The sequence below is a fragment of the Mycobacterium bourgelatii genome (genome assembly GCF_010723575.1).
In the GTDB taxonomy this organism is placed as follows: Bacteria; Actinomycetota; Actinomycetes; order Mycobacteriales; family Mycobacteriaceae; genus Mycobacterium; species Mycobacterium bourgelatii.
Genome location: NZ_BLKZ01000001.1, coordinates 1,356,643 through 1,373,368, shown reverse-complemented (window position 1 = coordinate 1,373,368; position 16,726 = coordinate 1,356,643). Strand labels below are relative to the sequence as shown.

15 protein-coding genes and 1 pseudogene are annotated in these 16,726 nt (G+C 64.7%); 8 read left to right on the top strand and 8 right to left on the bottom strand.

The features are described from left to right. Window positions 1-6 precede the first annotated feature (6 nt). Together G6N68_RS06250 and G6N68_RS06245 are read left to right on the top strand one after the other, a co-directional pair. A complete protein-coding gene (locus G6N68_RS06250; RefSeq protein ID WP_163709240.1) occupies window positions 7-1,080 on the top strand; it encodes a DUF2855 family protein in 1,074 nt (357 codons plus the stop codon). A gap of 61 nt (window positions 1,081-1,141) precedes the next feature. Continuing rightward, window positions 1,142-2,374 carry an IS110 family RNA-guided transposase gene (locus G6N68_RS06245; RefSeq protein WP_163709236.1) on the top strand — a complete coding sequence of 411 codons (1,233 nt, stop codon included), beginning with the start codon at window positions 1,142-1,144 and terminating at the stop codon, window positions 2,372-2,374. A 229-nt stretch (window positions 2,375-2,603) separates the two neighbouring features. Here the strand turns inward: G6N68_RS06245 and G6N68_RS06240 are convergent, their stop codons facing one another. After that, window positions 2,604-2,825, bottom strand: coding sequence for a hypothetical protein (locus G6N68_RS06240; protein ID WP_163709233.1), 222 nt, complete (start codon window positions 2,823-2,825; stop codon window positions 2,604-2,606). 240 nt (window positions 2,826-3,065) lie between these two features. Between G6N68_RS06240 and G6N68_RS06235 the strand changes: the two genes are divergently transcribed. The 4 genes from G6N68_RS06235 to G6N68_RS06220 all read left to right on the top strand — a co-directional run bounded on the left by G6N68_RS06235 (window position 3,066) and on the right by G6N68_RS06220 (window position 8,006). Beyond that, window positions 3,066-3,929, top strand: a complete 864-nt coding sequence (locus tag G6N68_RS06235) for a phytanoyl-CoA dioxygenase family protein (protein WP_163709230.1) — start codon at window positions 3,066-3,068, stop codon at window positions 3,927-3,929. A 48-nt stretch (window positions 3,930-3,977) separates the two neighbouring features. Beyond that, a complete protein-coding gene (locus G6N68_RS06230; RefSeq protein ID WP_163709228.1) occupies window positions 3,978-5,786 on the top strand; it encodes a serine/threonine-protein kinase in 1,809 nt (602 codons plus the stop codon). A gap of 220 nt (window positions 5,787-6,006) precedes the next feature. Beyond that, entirely contained in the window at window positions 6,007-7,236 is a 1,230-nt protein-coding gene (locus G6N68_RS06225) for an amidohydrolase family protein (RefSeq protein ID WP_163709225.1), read from the top strand. Between the two features lie 47 nt (window positions 7,237-7,283). Then, on the top strand, window positions 7,284-8,006 hold the full coding sequence (locus tag G6N68_RS06220; protein ID WP_371871679.1) for a M15 family metallopeptidase: 723 nt from the start codon (window positions 7,284-7,286) through the stop codon (window positions 8,004-8,006). Between the two features lie 27 nt (window positions 8,007-8,033). On the opposite strand, the gene G6N68_RS06215 is transcribed toward G6N68_RS06220, so the two are convergent. The 4 genes and pseudogenes from G6N68_RS06215 to lipY (G6N68_RS06205) form a co-directional block, all read right to left on the bottom strand. Further along, a complete protein-coding gene (locus G6N68_RS06215) occupies window positions 8,034-9,401 on the bottom strand; it encodes a serine hydrolase domain-containing protein (RefSeq protein WP_240355403.1) in 1,368 nt (455 codons plus the stop codon). A 161-nt stretch (window positions 9,402-9,562) separates the two neighbouring features. Further along, the gene (locus G6N68_RS31995; protein WP_371871678.1) at window positions 9,563-10,444 is read right to left on the bottom strand and encodes an N-acetylmuramic acid 6-phosphate etherase; all 882 of its coding nucleotides are present in this window, start codon (window positions 10,442-10,444) and stop codon (window positions 9,563-9,565) included. Window positions 10,445-10,558: 114 nt separating this feature from the next. Continuing rightward, window positions 10,559-11,116, bottom strand: a pseudogene (locus G6N68_RS31990) (BadF/BadG/BcrA/BcrD ATPase family protein); the annotation flags it as partial. A gap of 197 nt (window positions 11,117-11,313) precedes the next feature. Further along, window positions 11,314-12,696, bottom strand: coding sequence for a triacylglycerol lipase LipY (gene lipY, locus G6N68_RS06205; RefSeq protein WP_163709222.1), 1,383 nt, complete (start codon window positions 12,694-12,696; stop codon window positions 11,314-11,316). Between the two features lie 177 nt (window positions 12,697-12,873). Between lipY (G6N68_RS06205) and G6N68_RS06200 the strand changes: the two genes are divergently transcribed. Next, on the top strand, window positions 12,874-13,398 hold the full coding sequence (locus G6N68_RS06200) for an SRPBCC family protein (protein WP_163709219.1): 525 nt from the start codon (window positions 12,874-12,876) through the stop codon (window positions 13,396-13,398). 19 nt (window positions 13,399-13,417) lie between these two features. Here the strand turns inward: G6N68_RS06200 and lipY (G6N68_RS06195) are convergent, their stop codons facing one another. Further along, the gene (lipY, locus tag G6N68_RS06195) at window positions 13,418-14,626 is read right to left on the bottom strand and encodes a triacylglycerol lipase LipY (protein ID WP_163709216.1); all 1,209 of its coding nucleotides are present in this window, start codon (window positions 14,624-14,626) and stop codon (window positions 13,418-13,420) included. Window positions 14,627-14,850: 224 nt separating this feature from the next. Between lipY (G6N68_RS06195) and G6N68_RS31380 the strand changes: the two genes are divergently transcribed. Further along, a complete protein-coding gene (locus G6N68_RS31380) occupies window positions 14,851-15,318 on the top strand; it encodes a PE family protein (RefSeq protein ID WP_163709213.1) in 468 nt (155 codons plus the stop codon). 8 nt (window positions 15,319-15,326) lie between these two features. Here the strand turns inward: G6N68_RS31380 and G6N68_RS06185 are convergent, their stop codons facing one another. After that, window positions 15,327-16,091, bottom strand: coding sequence for a phosphotransferase-like protein (locus tag G6N68_RS06185; RefSeq protein ID WP_240355401.1), 765 nt, complete (start codon window positions 16,089-16,091; stop codon window positions 15,327-15,329). Between the two features lie 56 nt (window positions 16,092-16,147). Beyond that, window positions 16,148-16,555 carry a CHAP domain-containing protein gene (locus tag G6N68_RS06180; protein WP_163709211.1) on the bottom strand — a complete coding sequence of 136 codons (408 nt, stop codon included), beginning with the start codon at window positions 16,553-16,555 and terminating at the stop codon, window positions 16,148-16,150. Window positions 16,556-16,726 lie beyond the last annotated feature (171 nt).

Here is a 16,726-nt window from a genome sequence, read left to right as displayed (position 1 = left end):
CACCGCATGGACTTCGAGTTGCACCGCAAGGACTTGCACCAGACCCGCTTCGCCACCGGCGACGCGCCATCGCCGGAAGATGGTCAGGCGCTACTGCGCGTCGAATCGTTCGGGTTGACGTCGAACAACATCACCTACGCCGTGTTCGGCGAGGCGATGAGGTACTGGGATTTCTTCCCGGCCTCGGACCCGGACTGGGGCAAGCTCAATGTCTGGGGTTACGCCCACGTCGAGGAATCACGGCACCCCGATCTGGCACCGGGCATGCGCGTCTACGGCTACCTACCCTGCGCGAGCCACCTGCTGATCGTCCCGGACCGGATCAACGAGAAGGGGTTCATCGACGCGGCGCCACACCGCGCCCAGCTGCCCTCGGCTTACCAGGGGTATCGCGACGTCCAGACCGACCCCATCTACTCGGCCGAGCGCGAAGCAGAACACATCATCTTCTTTCCGCTGTTCTTCACGTCGTTCCTCATTGACGATTTCCTGGCCGACGAAGCCTTTTTCGGCGCGAGCACCATCACGATCTCGAGCGCGTCGTCGAAGACGGCGATCATCGCGGCGTACCTGCTTTCCAAGCGTGAGGGCATCAAAGTGATTGGCCTCACCTCGGGCGGCAACGCCGAGTTCGTCACGTCGCTAGACGTCTACGACTCCGTTTACTCCTATGACGACATCTCCGAGTTGCCCGGTGACCGTGCCGTCTACGTCGACATCTCGGGCGACACAGGTATCCGGACCGCAATTCATTCCCACTACGGTGACCGCCTGGCGCACAGTGCTGCGGTCGGGGTGACCCATTGGACCCAAATGTCGCCCGGGCCAACGGATCTCGCCGGACCCCAGCCCGTCTTTTTCTTTGCGCCGGACCGGATCAAGAAACGCGGTGCCGATTGGGGCACGGCCAAACTCGACCAGAACGTCGCGGACTCATGGACGCCTTTCGCGGAGTGGGCGTCGGGTTGGCTTCGTGTTGAACGGATTTCGGGACAGGACGCGATCCAGCGCGCCTATCTCGAGCTGCTCGACGGCAAGGTCGACCCGGCGGAAGGCACGATCGTCGAGCTGGACAGCTGATAGGCCGTGAGTAGGCACTGGGCGGATTCTCGTAGGAGGTCCGTTTCGGAGGAGGCTGCTCATGTCGGTGTTGGAGGTTGCGCTTGATCCGTCCACGGTGATCGTTGCCGTGGATCCTGGCAAGGCGTTCAATCGGGTGTGGATCAGTGACGGGTCCGGTCTGCTCGCTGGTCCGATGTCGTTATCGGTCTCGCGAGAAGGCATCGCACAGCTTGAGCTGGCGCTGAACAAACATGGCCGAGATGCGCCCGTGATCGCGATCGAGGCGACCGGCAGTCTGCACCGGCCGTGGGTCGCCGAACTGGAACGGCGCCATCCTGGTTGCGTGCGGCTGTTCGCGCCGTCGGAGACGAAATCTGCTCGCACACAGCTGGGTTCGGGCAGGTTCAAGACCGATGATCGCGACTGCGCAGCGTTGACGTACATGGCCCGCCAGGGCGGCGGTCGCCGCTACGGCCAGGAATCGCCGGTCGAAGCGTTACGTGCCGCGGTGCGACATCGTCGCGGATTGGTAGCCGACCGCAAGGTCGCCCAGCAGCGACTGCACGACCAGCTCAATGCGTTGTGCCCTGGATTGTCGGCGCCGGCGGGTCACGGGCGATCTTTGGCGTTGGAGACTCCGACGGGTCTGGCGGTGCTGGCGTGTGCTGCCGTGTTTGCAGGACGACCACCGCAACTGCGGTCGCTGATGCGCCGGGCTCCGGGCCGATTGACGACCAGCACCGCCCAGTACTGGCTGCAGCGGTGGCGCGGATGTCTGCCTCCGCCGGCCGATGCTGATCAACGTGCGCACCGACTGGGGCGTGATCTGGCCCGGTACCGCCGGCTCCGGACAGACATCGATGCCCTCGACGTCGAAGTCGTGGCCTTATTGGCCGAGACCGACGGCCAGATCCTAACCACTCTGCCCGGCGTCGCCTCCGTTCGTGCGGCAGCCTTCGCCGCGCACAGCCTTCCCATCCAACGCTTCCCTGATGCTGAACATCTCTACTCGGCAACAGGTTTGGCGCCAGCACTCTACCAATCGGCCACGCTGAACCGGCGTGGCCGCATTTCACGTCAGGGCCTGGCCGAGCATCGCGACGCACTGATGGGCATCGCGTGGGGACTGTCGCAGTGCTCACCGTCTTTCATCGAGCGCAACGCTGAACTTCACGCGCGAGGGATGGCCCCGATACAGGCCCGTGTCGCGCTCGCGCGTCATGCCTGCCGGCTGTCATACCGACTGCTTCGAACCCAACAACCCTTCGATGAACAGCGCTATCGTCAAGGAAGGCTCAGCGGCGAACGGTGACGGCCACGGTAGCTATGCCGCACGACGGCGAAACCTAGCTTGCCGCCCGCTCGCCCTGGGCCGCCATCACGGCGCACACGAAAGCCTGCCGCTCACGGCGACTAATCAGCCTGCCGGAACACGACGGCCCACCGACCAACAACGACACACCGTTCATCGCGCCACAAGCCGAGCATCAGCCCGGCTGATCAACCACGCCCAACGTCAACCTTGACTACCAGCGCGAAAGCTAGCCGACAGCCGGCGGGGTCCCCCAGAGCTCGACTACTTCACCGACGTTGCGCAGCAGAACGTAGCGATAGTCGGCCGCGGGCGCCTTCGCCGCGTGCTCCTCGTACGCAGCCCGTGCGCCTTCTTCATCACCTTCGTAGACGGTTGTCGGCACGGCGGGAATGCCCGGGTTTCCTTCGGGAGCCTCGCCGATCTGCACGTTCCACGAATTATCAGTCATGAAACCAGACTACGGAATTCGACGACCATAGGTCGGCCTGCGCTGCGGCCGCACCACCAGGAGTCGAAACCCGTGGCCGCACAAGCGATAGCGTCGCCATCGGGCGGTTCGTGCGCGGTTTCTGTGGTTTGACCGTCCGGCTCTCATCCACCTGAGACGGACGGCAGTGGCGATCCTGGCCTGAACAAGGCCGGCCTCGGCTTAGTGTGGTGAGGAAAGCCGGGAAAAGGACGAACGCCGATGAGCATCGACGAGGAACACGTCACCACGCTGGAGGACCTCAAGAGCGATCTCGCGGGGCGGTACAGGTGGACACCGAGCGGCGGAAGCTCCGTCGACCCCGCGGTCGTCGACGCCGACATGGCGGCCCTCGACCGCGACGGCTACGTGATCTGGCCCAACCTACTCAGCGCCGACGAATGTGCGGAAATCCGCGAGGTCGTACGGCCGTGGCTGGGACACACCGGACGCAATACCTTCGAAGGCCGGCGCACCCAACGCATCTACAGCGTCCTGAGCAGAACACGGGCATGCGATCGGCTCGTCGATCATCCCCGGGTTCTGGCAGTGCTCGACCGCTTGCTGATGCCCAACTACCTGCTTTCGGCACTGCAAGCCATTAACATCCTTCCCGGAGAAGCCGCTCAGCTGGCCCATCACGACGACGGGTTCTACCCGATTCCGCGACCCCGGGAACCGCTGGCGGCGGCGACCATCTGGGCGATCGACGACTTCACCGCCGACAATGGCGCCACCGTGGTCCTACCCGGCAGCCACCGGTGGGGCCAGGGGCGGCCGGGCCCCGACGACCCGGCGGTACCTGTCGTTATGCCCGCCGGGTCATGCGTGTTCTTCGTCGGCACCCTGTGGCACGGCGGAGGCGCTAACACCACCAGCCGCGGCCGTCTCGCCGTCACCGCTCAGTACTGTCAGCCTTGGCTACGCCCCATGGAGGCTTACACCCTGTCAATCTCCAAAGACATCGCCCGAGCAGTCTCCGACGACATTCGCCGCATGCTTGGCTACAGCATCCACCCGCCGTTCGTCGGCGCGGTCGACGGTCTGCACCCCCTGCGCTTGCTGGATATCCCGCCGGAGGGGTAGAGCAGCGGAATTCGCTACTGGGCCGCGCCGGTTTGTAGGCTCTCGAACATGCCCTTGAACCCCGGTGACGTCTTCGCTGGTTACGTCATTGACCGGTTGCTGGGCTCCGGAGGGATGGGCGAGGTCTATCTTGCTCAGCATCCTCGCCTGCCGCGGCACGACGCGCTGAAGATCCTGTCCCTGCCCGCGACCGCAGACGCAGAGTTCCGCGCGCGATTCATTCGCGAAGCCGAGTTGGCCGCGACGTTGTGGCATCCCAACATCGTCGGCGTGCTCGACCGCGGCGAGTTCAACGGCCGCCTTTGGATCTCGATGGCTTACGTCGAGGGCACCGACGCCGGCCGACTGGTTCGGGAGACCTACCCGAACGGAATGCCCGAACAGGACGTTGTCGAAATCGTGATGGCGGTGGCCGAAGCGCTCGACTTCGGCCATGAACGCCGTCTGCTCCACCGGGACGTCAAGCCGGAGAACATCCTGGTGACCCCGTCCGACGGTATGCGGCGCAGGGTGCTGTTGACCGACTTTGGCATCGCCCGCCGAATCGACGACGTCAGCAACCTCACCGACGCCAACGTCACCGTGGGCACCATCAGCTATGTCGCTCCTGAGCAACTACTCAGCAAACCGCTTGACGGACGGGTGGACCAATACGCGCTGGCCGCGACCACCTTCCATCTGCTGACCGGTGCCCCACCTTTCGTGGATACCAATCGCGCCGTCGTCATCAGCCACCACCTGAATTCGCCACCGCCTCGAATCTCACAGCGCAGGCCCGATCTGGCGCACCTCGACGCCGTGCTGATCCGGGCCCTGGCCAAAAACCCCGCTGACCGTTACCCGACCTGCCTCGAATTTGCCCGGGCACTCACTTCCGGATCGGGCCGCATTCCGGACGCCGGCTCGAAAGATCGTCCTGCCACCCAGCGTCTTGAACGTGTCACCGTTCAGGGCACGGCGCGGGGCGTTCAGCAGACAGCGATCGACGGTCACGATCAGTTCGGGGTCCTGTCGTTTTACCTGATCACAGATGAGCCATTGGGCGATCGGCGCACACCGGTGCCCGTGGAGATACAAACCGACTTGGTGGCTGGTCAACTCGCCGATGGCGATGTGGTCGAAGTCAGCGGCGCTTGGGACGGCGAAACGCTCGATGCCGACAAAGTGGTCAACCTGTCGGCCGCAGTTCCTGCGAAGCCACGCCGGTCCCAGGACCGCGCAGCGCCGGAGAAACCGCAGCAGAAGCCGGAGAAGCCGCAGCAGCCGCCACGAGAGGACGAGAAGAAGGCGTCGAAAGGCGCCAAGGTCTGGTTCACCGCTATCGCGGCCGTAATCGCCGTGATCGCGCTGACCGCCGGTGCGGTCTGGTACTTCACCGACGGATTCGGCCGCGGGACCCGCCCCGGGGTGGAGATCAAGCCGGTGAGCGCGACGGTGTTCTCCCCGGACGGCTCCCCGGACAATCCGCAGGACGCCGACTTGGCGATCGACGGCGACCCGAATACCGGATGGTCCACGGTCACCTACAAGGACGCCGTCCCCTTCCCCAAATTCCTCAAGGGAATGGGATTGTTGCTGCACCTGGCGGAACCGGCCGTGCTGACTGCGGTGACGCTCGACCTCAGCAGCACCGGAACCCAGGTCCAGATCCGCTCGTCAGCGACGGAAAGTCCCGCCAAACTCGAGGACACCACCGAACTGACCCCGACCACGTCCCTGCAGCCGGGACACAACCGCATCGAGGTGCATAACCGCACCAAGACCTCCAACGTGCTGGTGTGGATTTCCACCTTGGGCACCACGAACGGCGAAAGCCGGACGAAAATCTCCGACATCACCCTGCAGGGCAACACCTAAGACGCGCAGGTAGGGAAGTCGCCGGTCCCAGCACCGGGCCCGACGCGGTAACGCAATTCTCGTAGAGAAGTGGCGCGCACCATGACGCGCTCTGATGCTCACCCCAGGTCGCCGGCCTTATTGCCGCTGCTAATGCGGGAGGGGTAACCTGATTACCAGAGGCGGCTGCGCTATCGACGATTCTTGCCGCCCGGGCAAACGAGACTGCCAGGAGACGAATATGCCGTCACGCGACCTTTCCTTCCCTGTGTTCGACGCCGACAACCACTTCTACGAGCCCAAGGAAGCGCTGACCAAATTTCTGCCGGAGCACCGCAAAGGTGTCATCGACTACATCGACGTCCGTGGCCGCACCAAGATCATGGTGCGCAACGTGGTCAGCGACTACATTCCGAACCCAACGTTCGAGATCGTGGCGCGCCCCGGCGCCCAGGAGGAATACTTCCGGCACGGCAGTGGCGGCAAGAGCTTCCGTGAGGTGATGGGCAAGCCGATGAAATCGATCCCGGCGTTCCGCAATCCCGAGGCGCGCCTGGAAGTCCTCGACGGACTTGGCTTGGACTACACGCTGATGTTCCCGACGCTGGCCTCCCTCGTGGAGGAGCGGTTGAAGGACGATCCGGAGTTGATTCTGGACATCATCCATGGGCTCAACCAGTGGATGTACGAGACCTGGCAGTTCAACTATGAGGACCGCATCTTCTCCACGCCGGTCATCAATCTGGCCATCGTCGATCGGGCCCTCGAGGAACTCGACTGGTGCCTGCAACGAGGCGCCAAGACCGTTTTGGTCCGGCCCGCGCCGGTGCCCGGCCACCGCGGCACCCGGTCCTTTGGCCTGCCCGAGTTCGACCCGTTCTGGGATGCGTGCGTCAAGGCCGGCATCCCGGTATCGATGCACGCCTCGGACAGCGGATACGCCGAATACCTCAATGACTGGGAGCCCGGCGACGAGTACAAGCCGTTCAAGCCGACCGCGTTTCGCATGGTCGCGATGGGCAAGCGGCCCATCGAAGACACCATGGCCGCGTTGGTCTGCCACGGCGCGCTCACCCGCAATCCCGATCTGCGCATCCTGTCGGTCGAGAATGGTGGATCGTGGGTGCCGTACCTCTTCTACCAGTTCAAGAACGTCTACGCGAAGATGCCGCAGGAGTTCCCCGAGGACCCGATCCAGGCCTTCAAGCGGTGCGTGTACGTCGCGCCCTTCTGGGAAGACGACTTCAAGAAGATGGCCGATCTGTGCGGCGTCGACCGCATCATCTTCGGCTCGGACTGGCCGCACCCGGAGGGGTTGTCCGATCCGATCACCCTCGTCGACGACCTCGAACGCCAGGGCCTGGACGAGGAGGGGGTCCGGAAAGTGATGGGCGGCAACATGATCGACCTCTTCAAGGTGCCCAACGAGATCGTCCACCGACCCGACGTACCCGCGCTCGTACTCACCTGATTTCGCCCGGGCATCGGGAATTGACGTCGTCAACGCGCCGCGTTGCGCTGTTGGCACGAGTGCTCGCGCCGGTTCTCCTGCTCGTGCAATGCGCCAACCCGGCGCCACCCCCTGCCGCGAAATCATCACCGTCCGTAGCGCCGTCCTCATCGACGGTCGCTGCACCGACCAGCACGTCGGCGCCCAGCGCATCACCAACACCGGCGTCAACCCCGACTGCCGCGACTGTGCAACCGGTCACCGCCGCCGACCTGGGCACCACTTGGCGCCCGGAGTGTCCCGTCCAACCAGAACAGTTGCGACGGGTTGACCTCCCCTACAGAGGTTTTGACGGCCAGATTCACCGCGGCGCGCTCGTCGTGCACGAAGAGTTGGTGGCGGACGTGATCGCGATCTTCGACGATCTGCTGCGATTGGGCTATCCGGTCGAGAAGATGCGTACGGTCGACCAATACCCGGACGCCGACGATGAAGCATCCATGGAGGACAACAACACGTCGGCGTTCAACTGCCGGCGCATCCCGGGCAGCGACGAATGGTCCCTGCACGCCTATGGCCGGGCCATCGACATCAATACGTTGATCAACCCCTGCCTCTACGTCAGCGGCTATTTCGAGCCGCGGAACGCGGCGGACTACCTGGACCGCAACCGAACCGACCCGGGACTGATCCACCCTGGGGACCCGGCCGAACGCGCCTTCACCGATCGGGGCTGGCAATGGGGCGGCTACTGGAAAACTCCCGACTACCAGCACTTCGAGCACGCCTGAGCCCGGATTACTTTGCCGTTGCGGCAGTTACAGGCCCAGGGCCCGGGCTGCCAATGTCGCGACCTCACCCCGCAAATCCGATATGGGTGCACTGCCTCGCACGAGGATCGAGTTCGAAAGCAGTACGACGTAGGTGTCCGAAGTCGGGTCGATCCAAATGGAGGTTCCGGTGAAGCCCGTGTGACCGAAGCTCCCAACGGGAAAGACCCTGCCACGCGCACCGGACAGGGGCGTATCGATGTCCCAACCGAAGCCGCGCAGGTTTTGTCCAGGGATCGCCGGGTAGCGCGGTGCGAGCAGCGGATCCCTCGTATTGGGTCTTGTTGCAACGGCTTCCCGGGTGGCGCTGTTGGCTGCCTCCAGTTGCCCCGGCGTGTTTCCCGGCTGCTGCGGCGAGATCATCATCTCCAACGTTGCTTGCGTCAGCGGGAACTCGCTCGGGCGACCCGCGAGCCGGTCGAGCAGAGCCTGCGCAAAGATGCTGACGTCGCGGGCCGTGGAGAACACTCCAGCATGTCCTGCCACTCCCCCCATCCGCCGCGCCGTCATGTCATGCACTGTGCCCCAAAGCAGGTAATTGAAGTCCGGGTTCTTGCTCGGATCTGCTGCATTCTCTTCGTCACGCGCCGTCGGAGCGATGCGCGGTAAGAGCTCGGTGCTCCAGGTTCCGGCTGGGCACTCATCCGGCTCGGTCTCCTCCCCGGGAGCCCACCCGACCGCAACTCCCCTAATCGTGTGCGGCCCACACGCTTTGGCGGGAGGAAGGTAGCTGGTCTCCTGCAGACCAAGCGGTGCGAACACTTTTCGCTGAACGTAGACGTCCAAGGTCTCGCCGGTGATCTTCTCGAGCAGCGCTCCGAGCAGGATGTAGTTGATGTCGGAGTAGTGAAAAACAGTCCCGGGCTCCGATTCAAGCGGTGTCGTCAATGCGCGGCGAAAGCCCTCCGCTTTGTCCGCTCGCTCCAGTCCCCACGGATCTTTGAGTTCTACATCGTCCTTTTCGCCGGAGGTATGCGTGAGCAGCATGCGAACGGTCACCTGAGCGCGCCGTGGATCGTTCGCCGAGTTGAAGTCAGGCAGATACTGCTGCACGGGATCGTCGAATCGGACCGCGCCTTGCTCGTAAAGCTGCATGATGGCCGTGGTGGTAGCAATCGGCTTGGTCAACGACGCCAGATCGAAGATGGTGTCCTCGGTCATCGGGTCTGCGGGTGCCGGCTTTCCATCCAATCCAGGTTCGCTCGCGAGCCTCCGCACGCCGTAGGCCTCGTGGAAGACGATATTGCCGCCGTGCCCGACCACCAGGACGGCACCCGGTAGCTTCTCGGCCGCAACCGCATCGTTGATCAGCTTGGAGACAGCCTCGAATCCGGGTGGCGGGACGACATCGGGCATCTTGGGAACCGTTGCGCGCAGGGGTCTTTGAGCACGCGATGTCGGTGCTGACGCAGTGCTGGTACTTTTCGCCGGATGCGTCGGCTCGCCGTGCGAGCAACCCGTAACGACCGCAACCATCACGGTTCCGGCCACTGCGACCTTACGAAAAAGCTTCCGCACTACCTCTCCCCTGAAGTCTTCCCTGCCAGTGCATCTCGTACGCGTCCCCCCGACCGCTCCAACCGGACCGCGGCCTCGGCGACGTCAACGCCCGCAACGAGCGCGACGATCGCGGTCTTGGCGTGACCGCCCGCAGCGGCAAACGCGGCGGTCGCAGCTTCCTCGTCGACGCCGGCCGCGTCGCGAACGATTCGCACCGTGCGGCGGCGCAGCTTCGCGTTGGTTGCCCGCACGTCGACCATCCGCGGTCCATAGGCCTTGCCGAGGGCGATCATCACACTCGTCGAGATCGCGTTCAGCACAATCTTTTGCGCTGTCCCCGCCGTCAGCCGGGTGGAGCCGGCAAGCACCTCTGGTCCGGTCAGCAGTTCGATGACGATGTCGGCGGCCGCCTCACTGCCGGCGTTGTTGACCACGGCGACGGTCAGCGCCCCAGCCGCGCGCGCATGGTCAAGCGCCCCAAGCACGTACGGTGTGCGGCCGGACGCCGCAATGCCCACCACCGCATCGGCTGCGGTCACATCGGCTAGGTCCGCCGGGTCGAAAATGTCTTCCGCGCCGTCGATCGCCATGGTCAGCGCCGCCGGCCCGCCCGCGATCACGCCACGCACCAGGTCGGTGTTGAAGGTCGGCCCGCACTCGGCGGCGTCGAGCACACCGAGCCGGCCCGGTGTCCCGGCACCGGCATAAATCAGGCGACCACCGCGGTCCAGTCGCGCTGCGATCGCCTCCGCCGCCGCCGTAATCCGTGGGATTGCCGCCCGCAGTGCGCTGTGTGCGTCGCCCTCGGCGGCGACGAGCAGCGCGACGATCTCACCGATCGGCCGCGCATCGAGGTCGTCGAGTCCGGGCCTTGCGGCCTCGGTCGCTAGCGCGTCCAGCCGGTCGGGAACGGCACCCGCCCGCAGCCGGATCACGTGCGGCTCGTGGATCGCGCTGAGCCGCAGCGTGCCGTCGAGGGCGTCACCAACGGGCGCGACGAGGTCGAGTCGCTCGCGCAGCGTTTCCACCCCGGCGAGGCCGCCGACCATCGTCACCGGCCCACCCCCCACCGCGTGCGCGGTCGCGACCAGCGACTCCGCCGCGGCGCTAACAATTGCCGACGCCACGGCGTCGTCGTTCGCGGCCAAAACTTCCGGCGCGAACGACGCGAGGGAGGCAGGATCGGCGAGCTGTCCCGGCCAAGTTCGCGGCGGACCGAAGCGGGCGGATGCGGCGTCGAACAACGCGGTGGCCGGTCCGCGGCCGTCGAAAGCCCGCAGCGCCGCGCGCAACCCGGCCGTTCCGATCCAGGCGCCACCGCCCTCGTCGCCCAGCCATGGACCCCAGCCGTCGGCTGTTCGCAAGGCGCCGTCGGCGTCGATCGAGAGCGCGACGACGCCGGTGCCCACGAGGAGCACCGCGCCCGGCTTGCCATCCAGCGCGCCGGCATGGGCGATCACGCTGTCACTGGTGACCGCGACCCGCTGGGCCCGTAGTGAACGCAGCAGCGCCTCGCCCAGCGCGCGTGCCGCATCGGGGTTCGCCAACGCTCCGGCGGCACCCACGATCACCTCTTCGATGGGCCCGAACTGCCCGGCCACGGCAAGGATCGATGCCTCCGCCGCCCGCACGCCTCCCGGCGCCGCGAGGCCCGGCGCCCCGGCCCCCTCGACCCTGCGGCCGCCTCCAGCCGCTCGGCACGACGTCTTGCCGAGGTCGACGGAAAGGATCACCCGACCAATATTGGTCAGCTTCGCGTGACTTGCAATCAGGCCGCGATACCAAGCTGCTGGTTGATCTGCGGCCAGTACCGCAGACCGTCGAGGGTGAGGATGAGCCAGTCGTGGATTTGGCCGTTGGCCAAGACGAACGAGATCGGCGCGGTTTGGCTGATGGCGGTTTGCTGCAGGCGGAATACGTCGGGCGACAGAATGTCGAGGTTGCCGGAGTACACGAATGTCGGCGGGAGCCCGGCGAAATTCGTTCCGTACAGCGGGCTGACCAACGGGTCGGTCACCGGCAGACCGCCAGCCCACACCTTGCCGATCTGTATCGCGGGCCCCCACGGGAGCAGCGGATCCTGAACGAAGGCGATGTTGGGGTTGGTCATCGTCAGGTCTAGCCAGGGCGACAGCAGCACCATTCTCGAAGGCACGGGGTTGCCGAGGCCGACCATGTGGTTGACCGCGGCGAGCGCGAGGTTGCCGCCCGCGGAGTCGCCGATCACGCTGACGTTGGCGGCGCCGTGCGCGGTGACCTGCGAGTCGATGAAGCTAGCCAGCTGAGGTACCACCAACCCGGCGGTACCGCCCTCCTGCAGCAGCGGGTAAATCGGCACCTGAATGGTCGCGCCGGTCTGGTGGGCCATCACCGAGTAATGGATCCAGTGCAGGAACGACGGCGGGAAGATGAACGCACCGCCGTGAATGGCGACCACATTTTCGCCGGTGGGGTTCATCGGTGTGATCTGCACGATTCGCATGCCGTCGCTGCTGTAGAACTGGACCGTTTCACCCAACAGCAGGTTCAAGAACGGTGGCGGGGAGTTGCCGATGAACCACGACAGCGGCGGGATGTCGCTGGCAAGCAGCTGCAGCAGCGGATTGCTCGGCATCGCAATTCCCGATTCGAGTCCGGACAACGCCAGCAGCGGCTTCACGGGGTACAGCGCGGCGGTTTCAAGTCTGTTGATGATCGACGGCACGCCGGTGAAGGTCCCCGCCTCGGTGGCGGGAAACGGCGGGGCGGCCGGCGCACCGACGATCTCGGTGAAGAAGTAGTTGGCCACTCGGGCGAATCCGGTGGCAACGTTCGTGGGGGCCTGCAGGATTTCCTGCCCGACGAGCTCGAAGTTCTGCAAGACGGAGGCGCTGGCCGCCTCAGCGCTGGCATACGACCCGGCCGCGTTGTTGAGTGCCCGCACAAACTCCGCATGAAATGTCGCCGCCTGCGCGCTGAACGCTTGATAGCCCTGACCGTGGGCGGAGAAAAGTGCCGAGATCGCCGCTGACACCTCATCCTGGGCCGCGGCCAGTACTTCCGTGGTGGCAGCTGCCACGCCCTGGTTTGCCGTCGCGACGACCGAACCGATCGAGGCCACATCCGTGGCCGCGGCCGACACCACTTCCGGCAATGCAAACACATATGACACCGCGCCGCTCCCCTACGTCGGGGCAACTTCCCCTAGTTGCCTGTCACTTGACGATCGCCGAGTAATCGGAGCTTATGCCTGCAACTGTGGCTCTGGGAGCGGCTTGTGCGAATTATCCAAGTCGGGGGTGTTGAGCGGCCACGATGAATTTAAGGTGGATCGGCGGTCGGTATTGATGTGACTGAAGAACGATTGATCGCTACAACCACTATCAACGCTCCCGCCAACGTGATTTTCGACGTGCTCGCCGACCCGAGGGCGCACGCGGGCATCGACGGCACAGGTTGGGTGCGCGAATCCCGCGACGGCCAACGCTTGACCGGGCCGGGTCAGATCTTCCGGATGGCGATGTATCACGACAACCACCCGGACAAGCACTATGAAATGGCCAATCGCGTCGTCGCGTACGACCCGCCGACAACCATCGCATGGGAGCCGGGTCAGGAAGTGTCCAAAGGAGCCCTTGGCGTGGATGCGGGGAACGCCGGGGACAACGGTAACGACATAGTGTTCGGAGGCTGGATCTGGCGCTACGACCTGACCCCCCTCGAGCCGTCGAAGACCGAGGTTCGGTTGACCTACGACTGGTCGGCGGTGCCGCGGGAGGGCAGGTTCCTCGACTTCCCACCATTTCCCAGCGAGCATCTGGACAACTCGCTGAGCAATCTGGCAGCACTGGCGGCCCGGACCGCGACGATCTAGACGACCTGGGGCCAAGCGATCAGGCCACGATGCCGAGTTGCTGGTTGATCTGCGGCCAGTAGGGCAGGCCCCACGGGGTGAGCAATATGAAGTCGTGAATGCCACCCGGGAAGAGTTCGAAGCCGAACGGAGCCCCTGCGGCGATGGCCGCTTGCTGCAGGATGGCCGCCTGGGCTGCGAGCGGATCCAGCGAACCCGAGTAGACGTACGTTGGCGGCAGGCCGTCGAGTGACCCGTACAGCGGACTCGCCATGTAGTTGGTGACCCCGAGATCGCCCGCCCAGACCGCGCCGATCCCTCTGGTCCCGACGTCCAACCAGGGCGACACCAGCACCATCGCTGACGGCATCGGGCCCAGCCCGTTGGTCTGCATGTACTGGAGGGCCGCGAGGGCGAGGTTGCCGCCCGCGGAGTCGCCGGTCACGCTCACATTGGTCGACCCGTATTGAGCGATTTGCGACGAGATGAAGCTGGCGACCGTGGGCACGACCGTGCCCGCGGTGCCGCCTTCCTGCACCAACGGGTAGATCGGCACCTGGAAGGTGGCGCCGGTCTGGTACGCCGTCACGGAGTAATAGATCCAGTGGAAGAACGAGGGCGGAAAGATCAACGCGCCGCCATGCAGGGCGACCACATACTCGCCCGTGGGGTGGGCCGGCGTGATCTGGACTACGGGCATCCCCTCGTAAGTGGTGTATTGGACCGTTTCACCCAGCAGCAAATTCAGCAACGGCGGCGGGGAGTTGCCGACGAACCACGACAACGGCGGGATGTCGCTGGAAATGAGCCGCAGCACGGGGTTATTCGGCAGCGCGGTTAGAGATTCAAGTCCAGACCATGCCTGGGTTGCCATCGCTGACGTTTCGCTTGCGACAAGGTTCGACGCCTGGTGCAGTTGCCGCTGGACTCCCAGGACCGTCTGTTCCAGGGCAGCCAACGGCGACGCATTGGCCGCCTCAGCGGCGGCATATGCCCCCGTCGCGCTGGCCAACGCCTGCACAAACCGCTCGTGAAAAGCCGCCGCATGCGCGGTAAGCGCTTGATATCCCTGGCCGTGGGCGGAAAACAGGGCCGCGATCGCGGTTGATACCTCATCTTCGGCGGCGGCCAGCACCGCGGTGGTGGCCTCCGCGACGCCGCGGTTTGCCGTCGCGACCGCAGTACCAATCGAAGCCACGTCCGTCGCCGCCGTCGATATGACGTCGGGCAACGCGAAGACGTATGACAATGTGCCGCTCCCCTATCCGAAGGCGACCCGTTGAAGGTTGCCCAGGTTTACCAATTGTCGGCTAGCCGGAGCTTAGGCATACACCGGGGGATTTCGGAGGAGTTTGCATGAATTACGTGTGAGGGGCCAGGTCCACAACTGCCGTGGCGCGGCGGATGCGAAGGGGCCGAGTACTTTTCGCGAAAACGCCACGAGGATCAGTACCCTTGCGTATGCTGCGGAAGATGCAGGTTGCGCCGGAGAATCTAGTCGCTGCAGCACGAAATATTGCGACCATCGGGTCGGACTTGAAGTTCGCTCATCTTGAAGCGGCCGTCCCGATGACGAACATCGCCAGCGCGGGGGCCGACGAAGTCTCCGCAGCCATTGCTGCGGCGTTCGCTTCACATGGTCAGAGCTTTCAGCAGGTAACCGACCAAGCGATCGCGTTCCATGACCATTTCGTACAAACCCTGACAGGGAGCGCGAACTCCTACGCGAGTGCCGAGGCGGCTAATGCCTCAGTGCTGTCTGGGGCCGCCGCAGCGTTGCCCGCGGCTGCCGCACCCGCCGAGGACAACGGCTGGGTCACCCTGATCCAATTGGGCGCGCTGGTCCTGTCGCCCTTCATCGTGGTGGCGTTGTTGGGCACCTTGTCCACCATGTTGGCCACGTATTGGGCGGTGCAGTTCTTGGGCACCGCGTTGGGCTAGCGGGAGCGTCAGGACAGGTAGCGGCTGCTGAGCCGAGCGAAAGCCGCCGGCTGCCGACAGGACTCGTACCGGTCGTGCAACTGCCGCGCCAGTTCGGGCATGGGCACGTCGGTGGTATCGATCTCAAAGTCGTATTCGGTGTGGGCGTGGGCGGCTCGGGCGCTGCCGCGGTTTACCCCGGCAAGGCGGTTACCCCGCGCCGCCTCCCTACGGGCGCCCTCCTCGTCCGATACGTGGACACCTACCAACCAAACCTGGTAGCCGGTGAACACGCGGAGCAAATCCAGCAGCCAGTCACGCGTCCAGATCAGGTCATCGGCGATGACGTTGATGCCCTCGTCCAGGAAAGCCCTGATGTACACAAAACCCGCCATTGCGACCAAGCCGGCCCCGAACATCGCCCAGATCCACGGCGCCCCTTGATGAGACCGAAACTCTTGCAAGGCAAAAACGACCAGGAATAGCGCAACGCCGGACAGCACCACCCCGACGACGTCGAACCGGTGCCGATTAATCGGCATAGCCGGCATCAGCCAGATGCCAAGCCCGAAGGCGATCACACCGATGGGCACATTGACGAAAAATATCCATTCCCAACTCAATTGGTCGACGAGTACCCCACCGAACAGTGGGCCTGCGAGCGTGGCGACCCCGACGGCCGCCATGATCGACGGATTGGCGACCGAGACCGCCGTCCAGTCGATGAGGGTCATGAAATAGCCGAGGAGCATCGCCCACAGCGCCGCCCAAGGTCGCGTCGCGGGCGGACTCATGTCGCTACGTTGCCGGCGCGACGGTTCATGGAGAGACTGTAGACCCGCGTCTTTCCTCAGGGGATCAAGATGTAACTCATCCCCGGGAGCTCCGGAATGGTGCGCGTGTCGAATTCGCCGAAGCCCGTCGTGCGGTAGCCGTTGGCGGGGGTTGCCCCGTAGCCGTAATTCATTTCACTGATCGTCAGCACTCCGCCGTCGACGGAATCGACCCAGGCCACGTGGCCGACGCCTCCGACGAGCGCGCTGCTGAAGACGGCGACCGAGCGGGGCTGCGCTTCGCTGACGACCGTCCACCCCCCTGACCGGGCCAGGTTCGCCCAGAGTTCGGCATTCCCGGTGAGCGCCTGGACGTAGTAGCCGGCGTTGGCGTGAATCAGTTCTTGCGCACCCCAGGTGCAGTAGCCCTCCCAGCCAACGAGCGGGTTGCGGTCGGTCGTGGCACCCCTAGTCCGGTTACTCACTACGGTGTCTGCATTGGCCGGCTCCATAGCCACAGGAGCTCCCAACGAGAGCAAACAGCTGAATACAGCCGCCAACACCAATCGCTTGGCCTTCATACCTCCCCCTCCCTGACGCTCCCTTGCCGATGCGGTATCAAGTCGTTACATAGCTGTTATCGCCAGACGACCTGG

What these genes read in the sequence shown, in the direction of transcription:
- G6N68_RS31380 (WP_163709213.1), top strand. Translation starts at nt 14,851, where the DNA reads ATGCAGGTTGCGCCGGAGAATCTAGTCGCTGCAGCACGAAATATTGCG.
- G6N68_RS06230 (WP_163709228.1), top strand. Translation starts at nt 3,978, where the DNA reads ATGCCCTTGAACCCCGGTGACGTCTTCGCTGGTTACGTCATTGACCGG.
- G6N68_RS06245 (WP_163709236.1), top strand. Translation starts at nt 1,142, where the DNA reads ATGTCGGTGTTGGAGGTTGCGCTTGATCCGTCCACGGTGATCGTTGCC.
- G6N68_RS06240 (WP_163709233.1), bottom strand. Translation starts at nt 2,825, where the DNA reads ATGACTGATAATTCGTGGAACGTGCAGATCGGCGAGGCTCCCGAAGGA.
- G6N68_RS06185 (WP_240355401.1), bottom strand. Translation starts at nt 16,091, where the DNA reads ATGAGTCCGCCCGCGACGCGACCTTGGGCGGCGCTGTGGGCGATGCTC.
- G6N68_RS06235 (WP_163709230.1), top strand. Translation starts at nt 3,066, where the DNA reads ATGAGCATCGACGAGGAACACGTCACCACGCTGGAGGACCTCAAGAGC.
- G6N68_RS06215 (WP_240355403.1), bottom strand. Translation starts at nt 9,401, where the DNA reads ATGCCCGATGTCGTCCCGCCACCCGGATTCGAGGCTGTCTCCAAGCTG.
- G6N68_RS06225 (WP_163709225.1), top strand. Translation starts at nt 6,007, where the DNA reads ATGCCGTCACGCGACCTTTCCTTCCCTGTGTTCGACGCCGACAACCAC.
- G6N68_RS06250 (WP_163709240.1), top strand. Translation starts at nt 7, where the DNA reads ATGGACTTCGAGTTGCACCGCAAGGACTTGCACCAGACCCGCTTCGCC.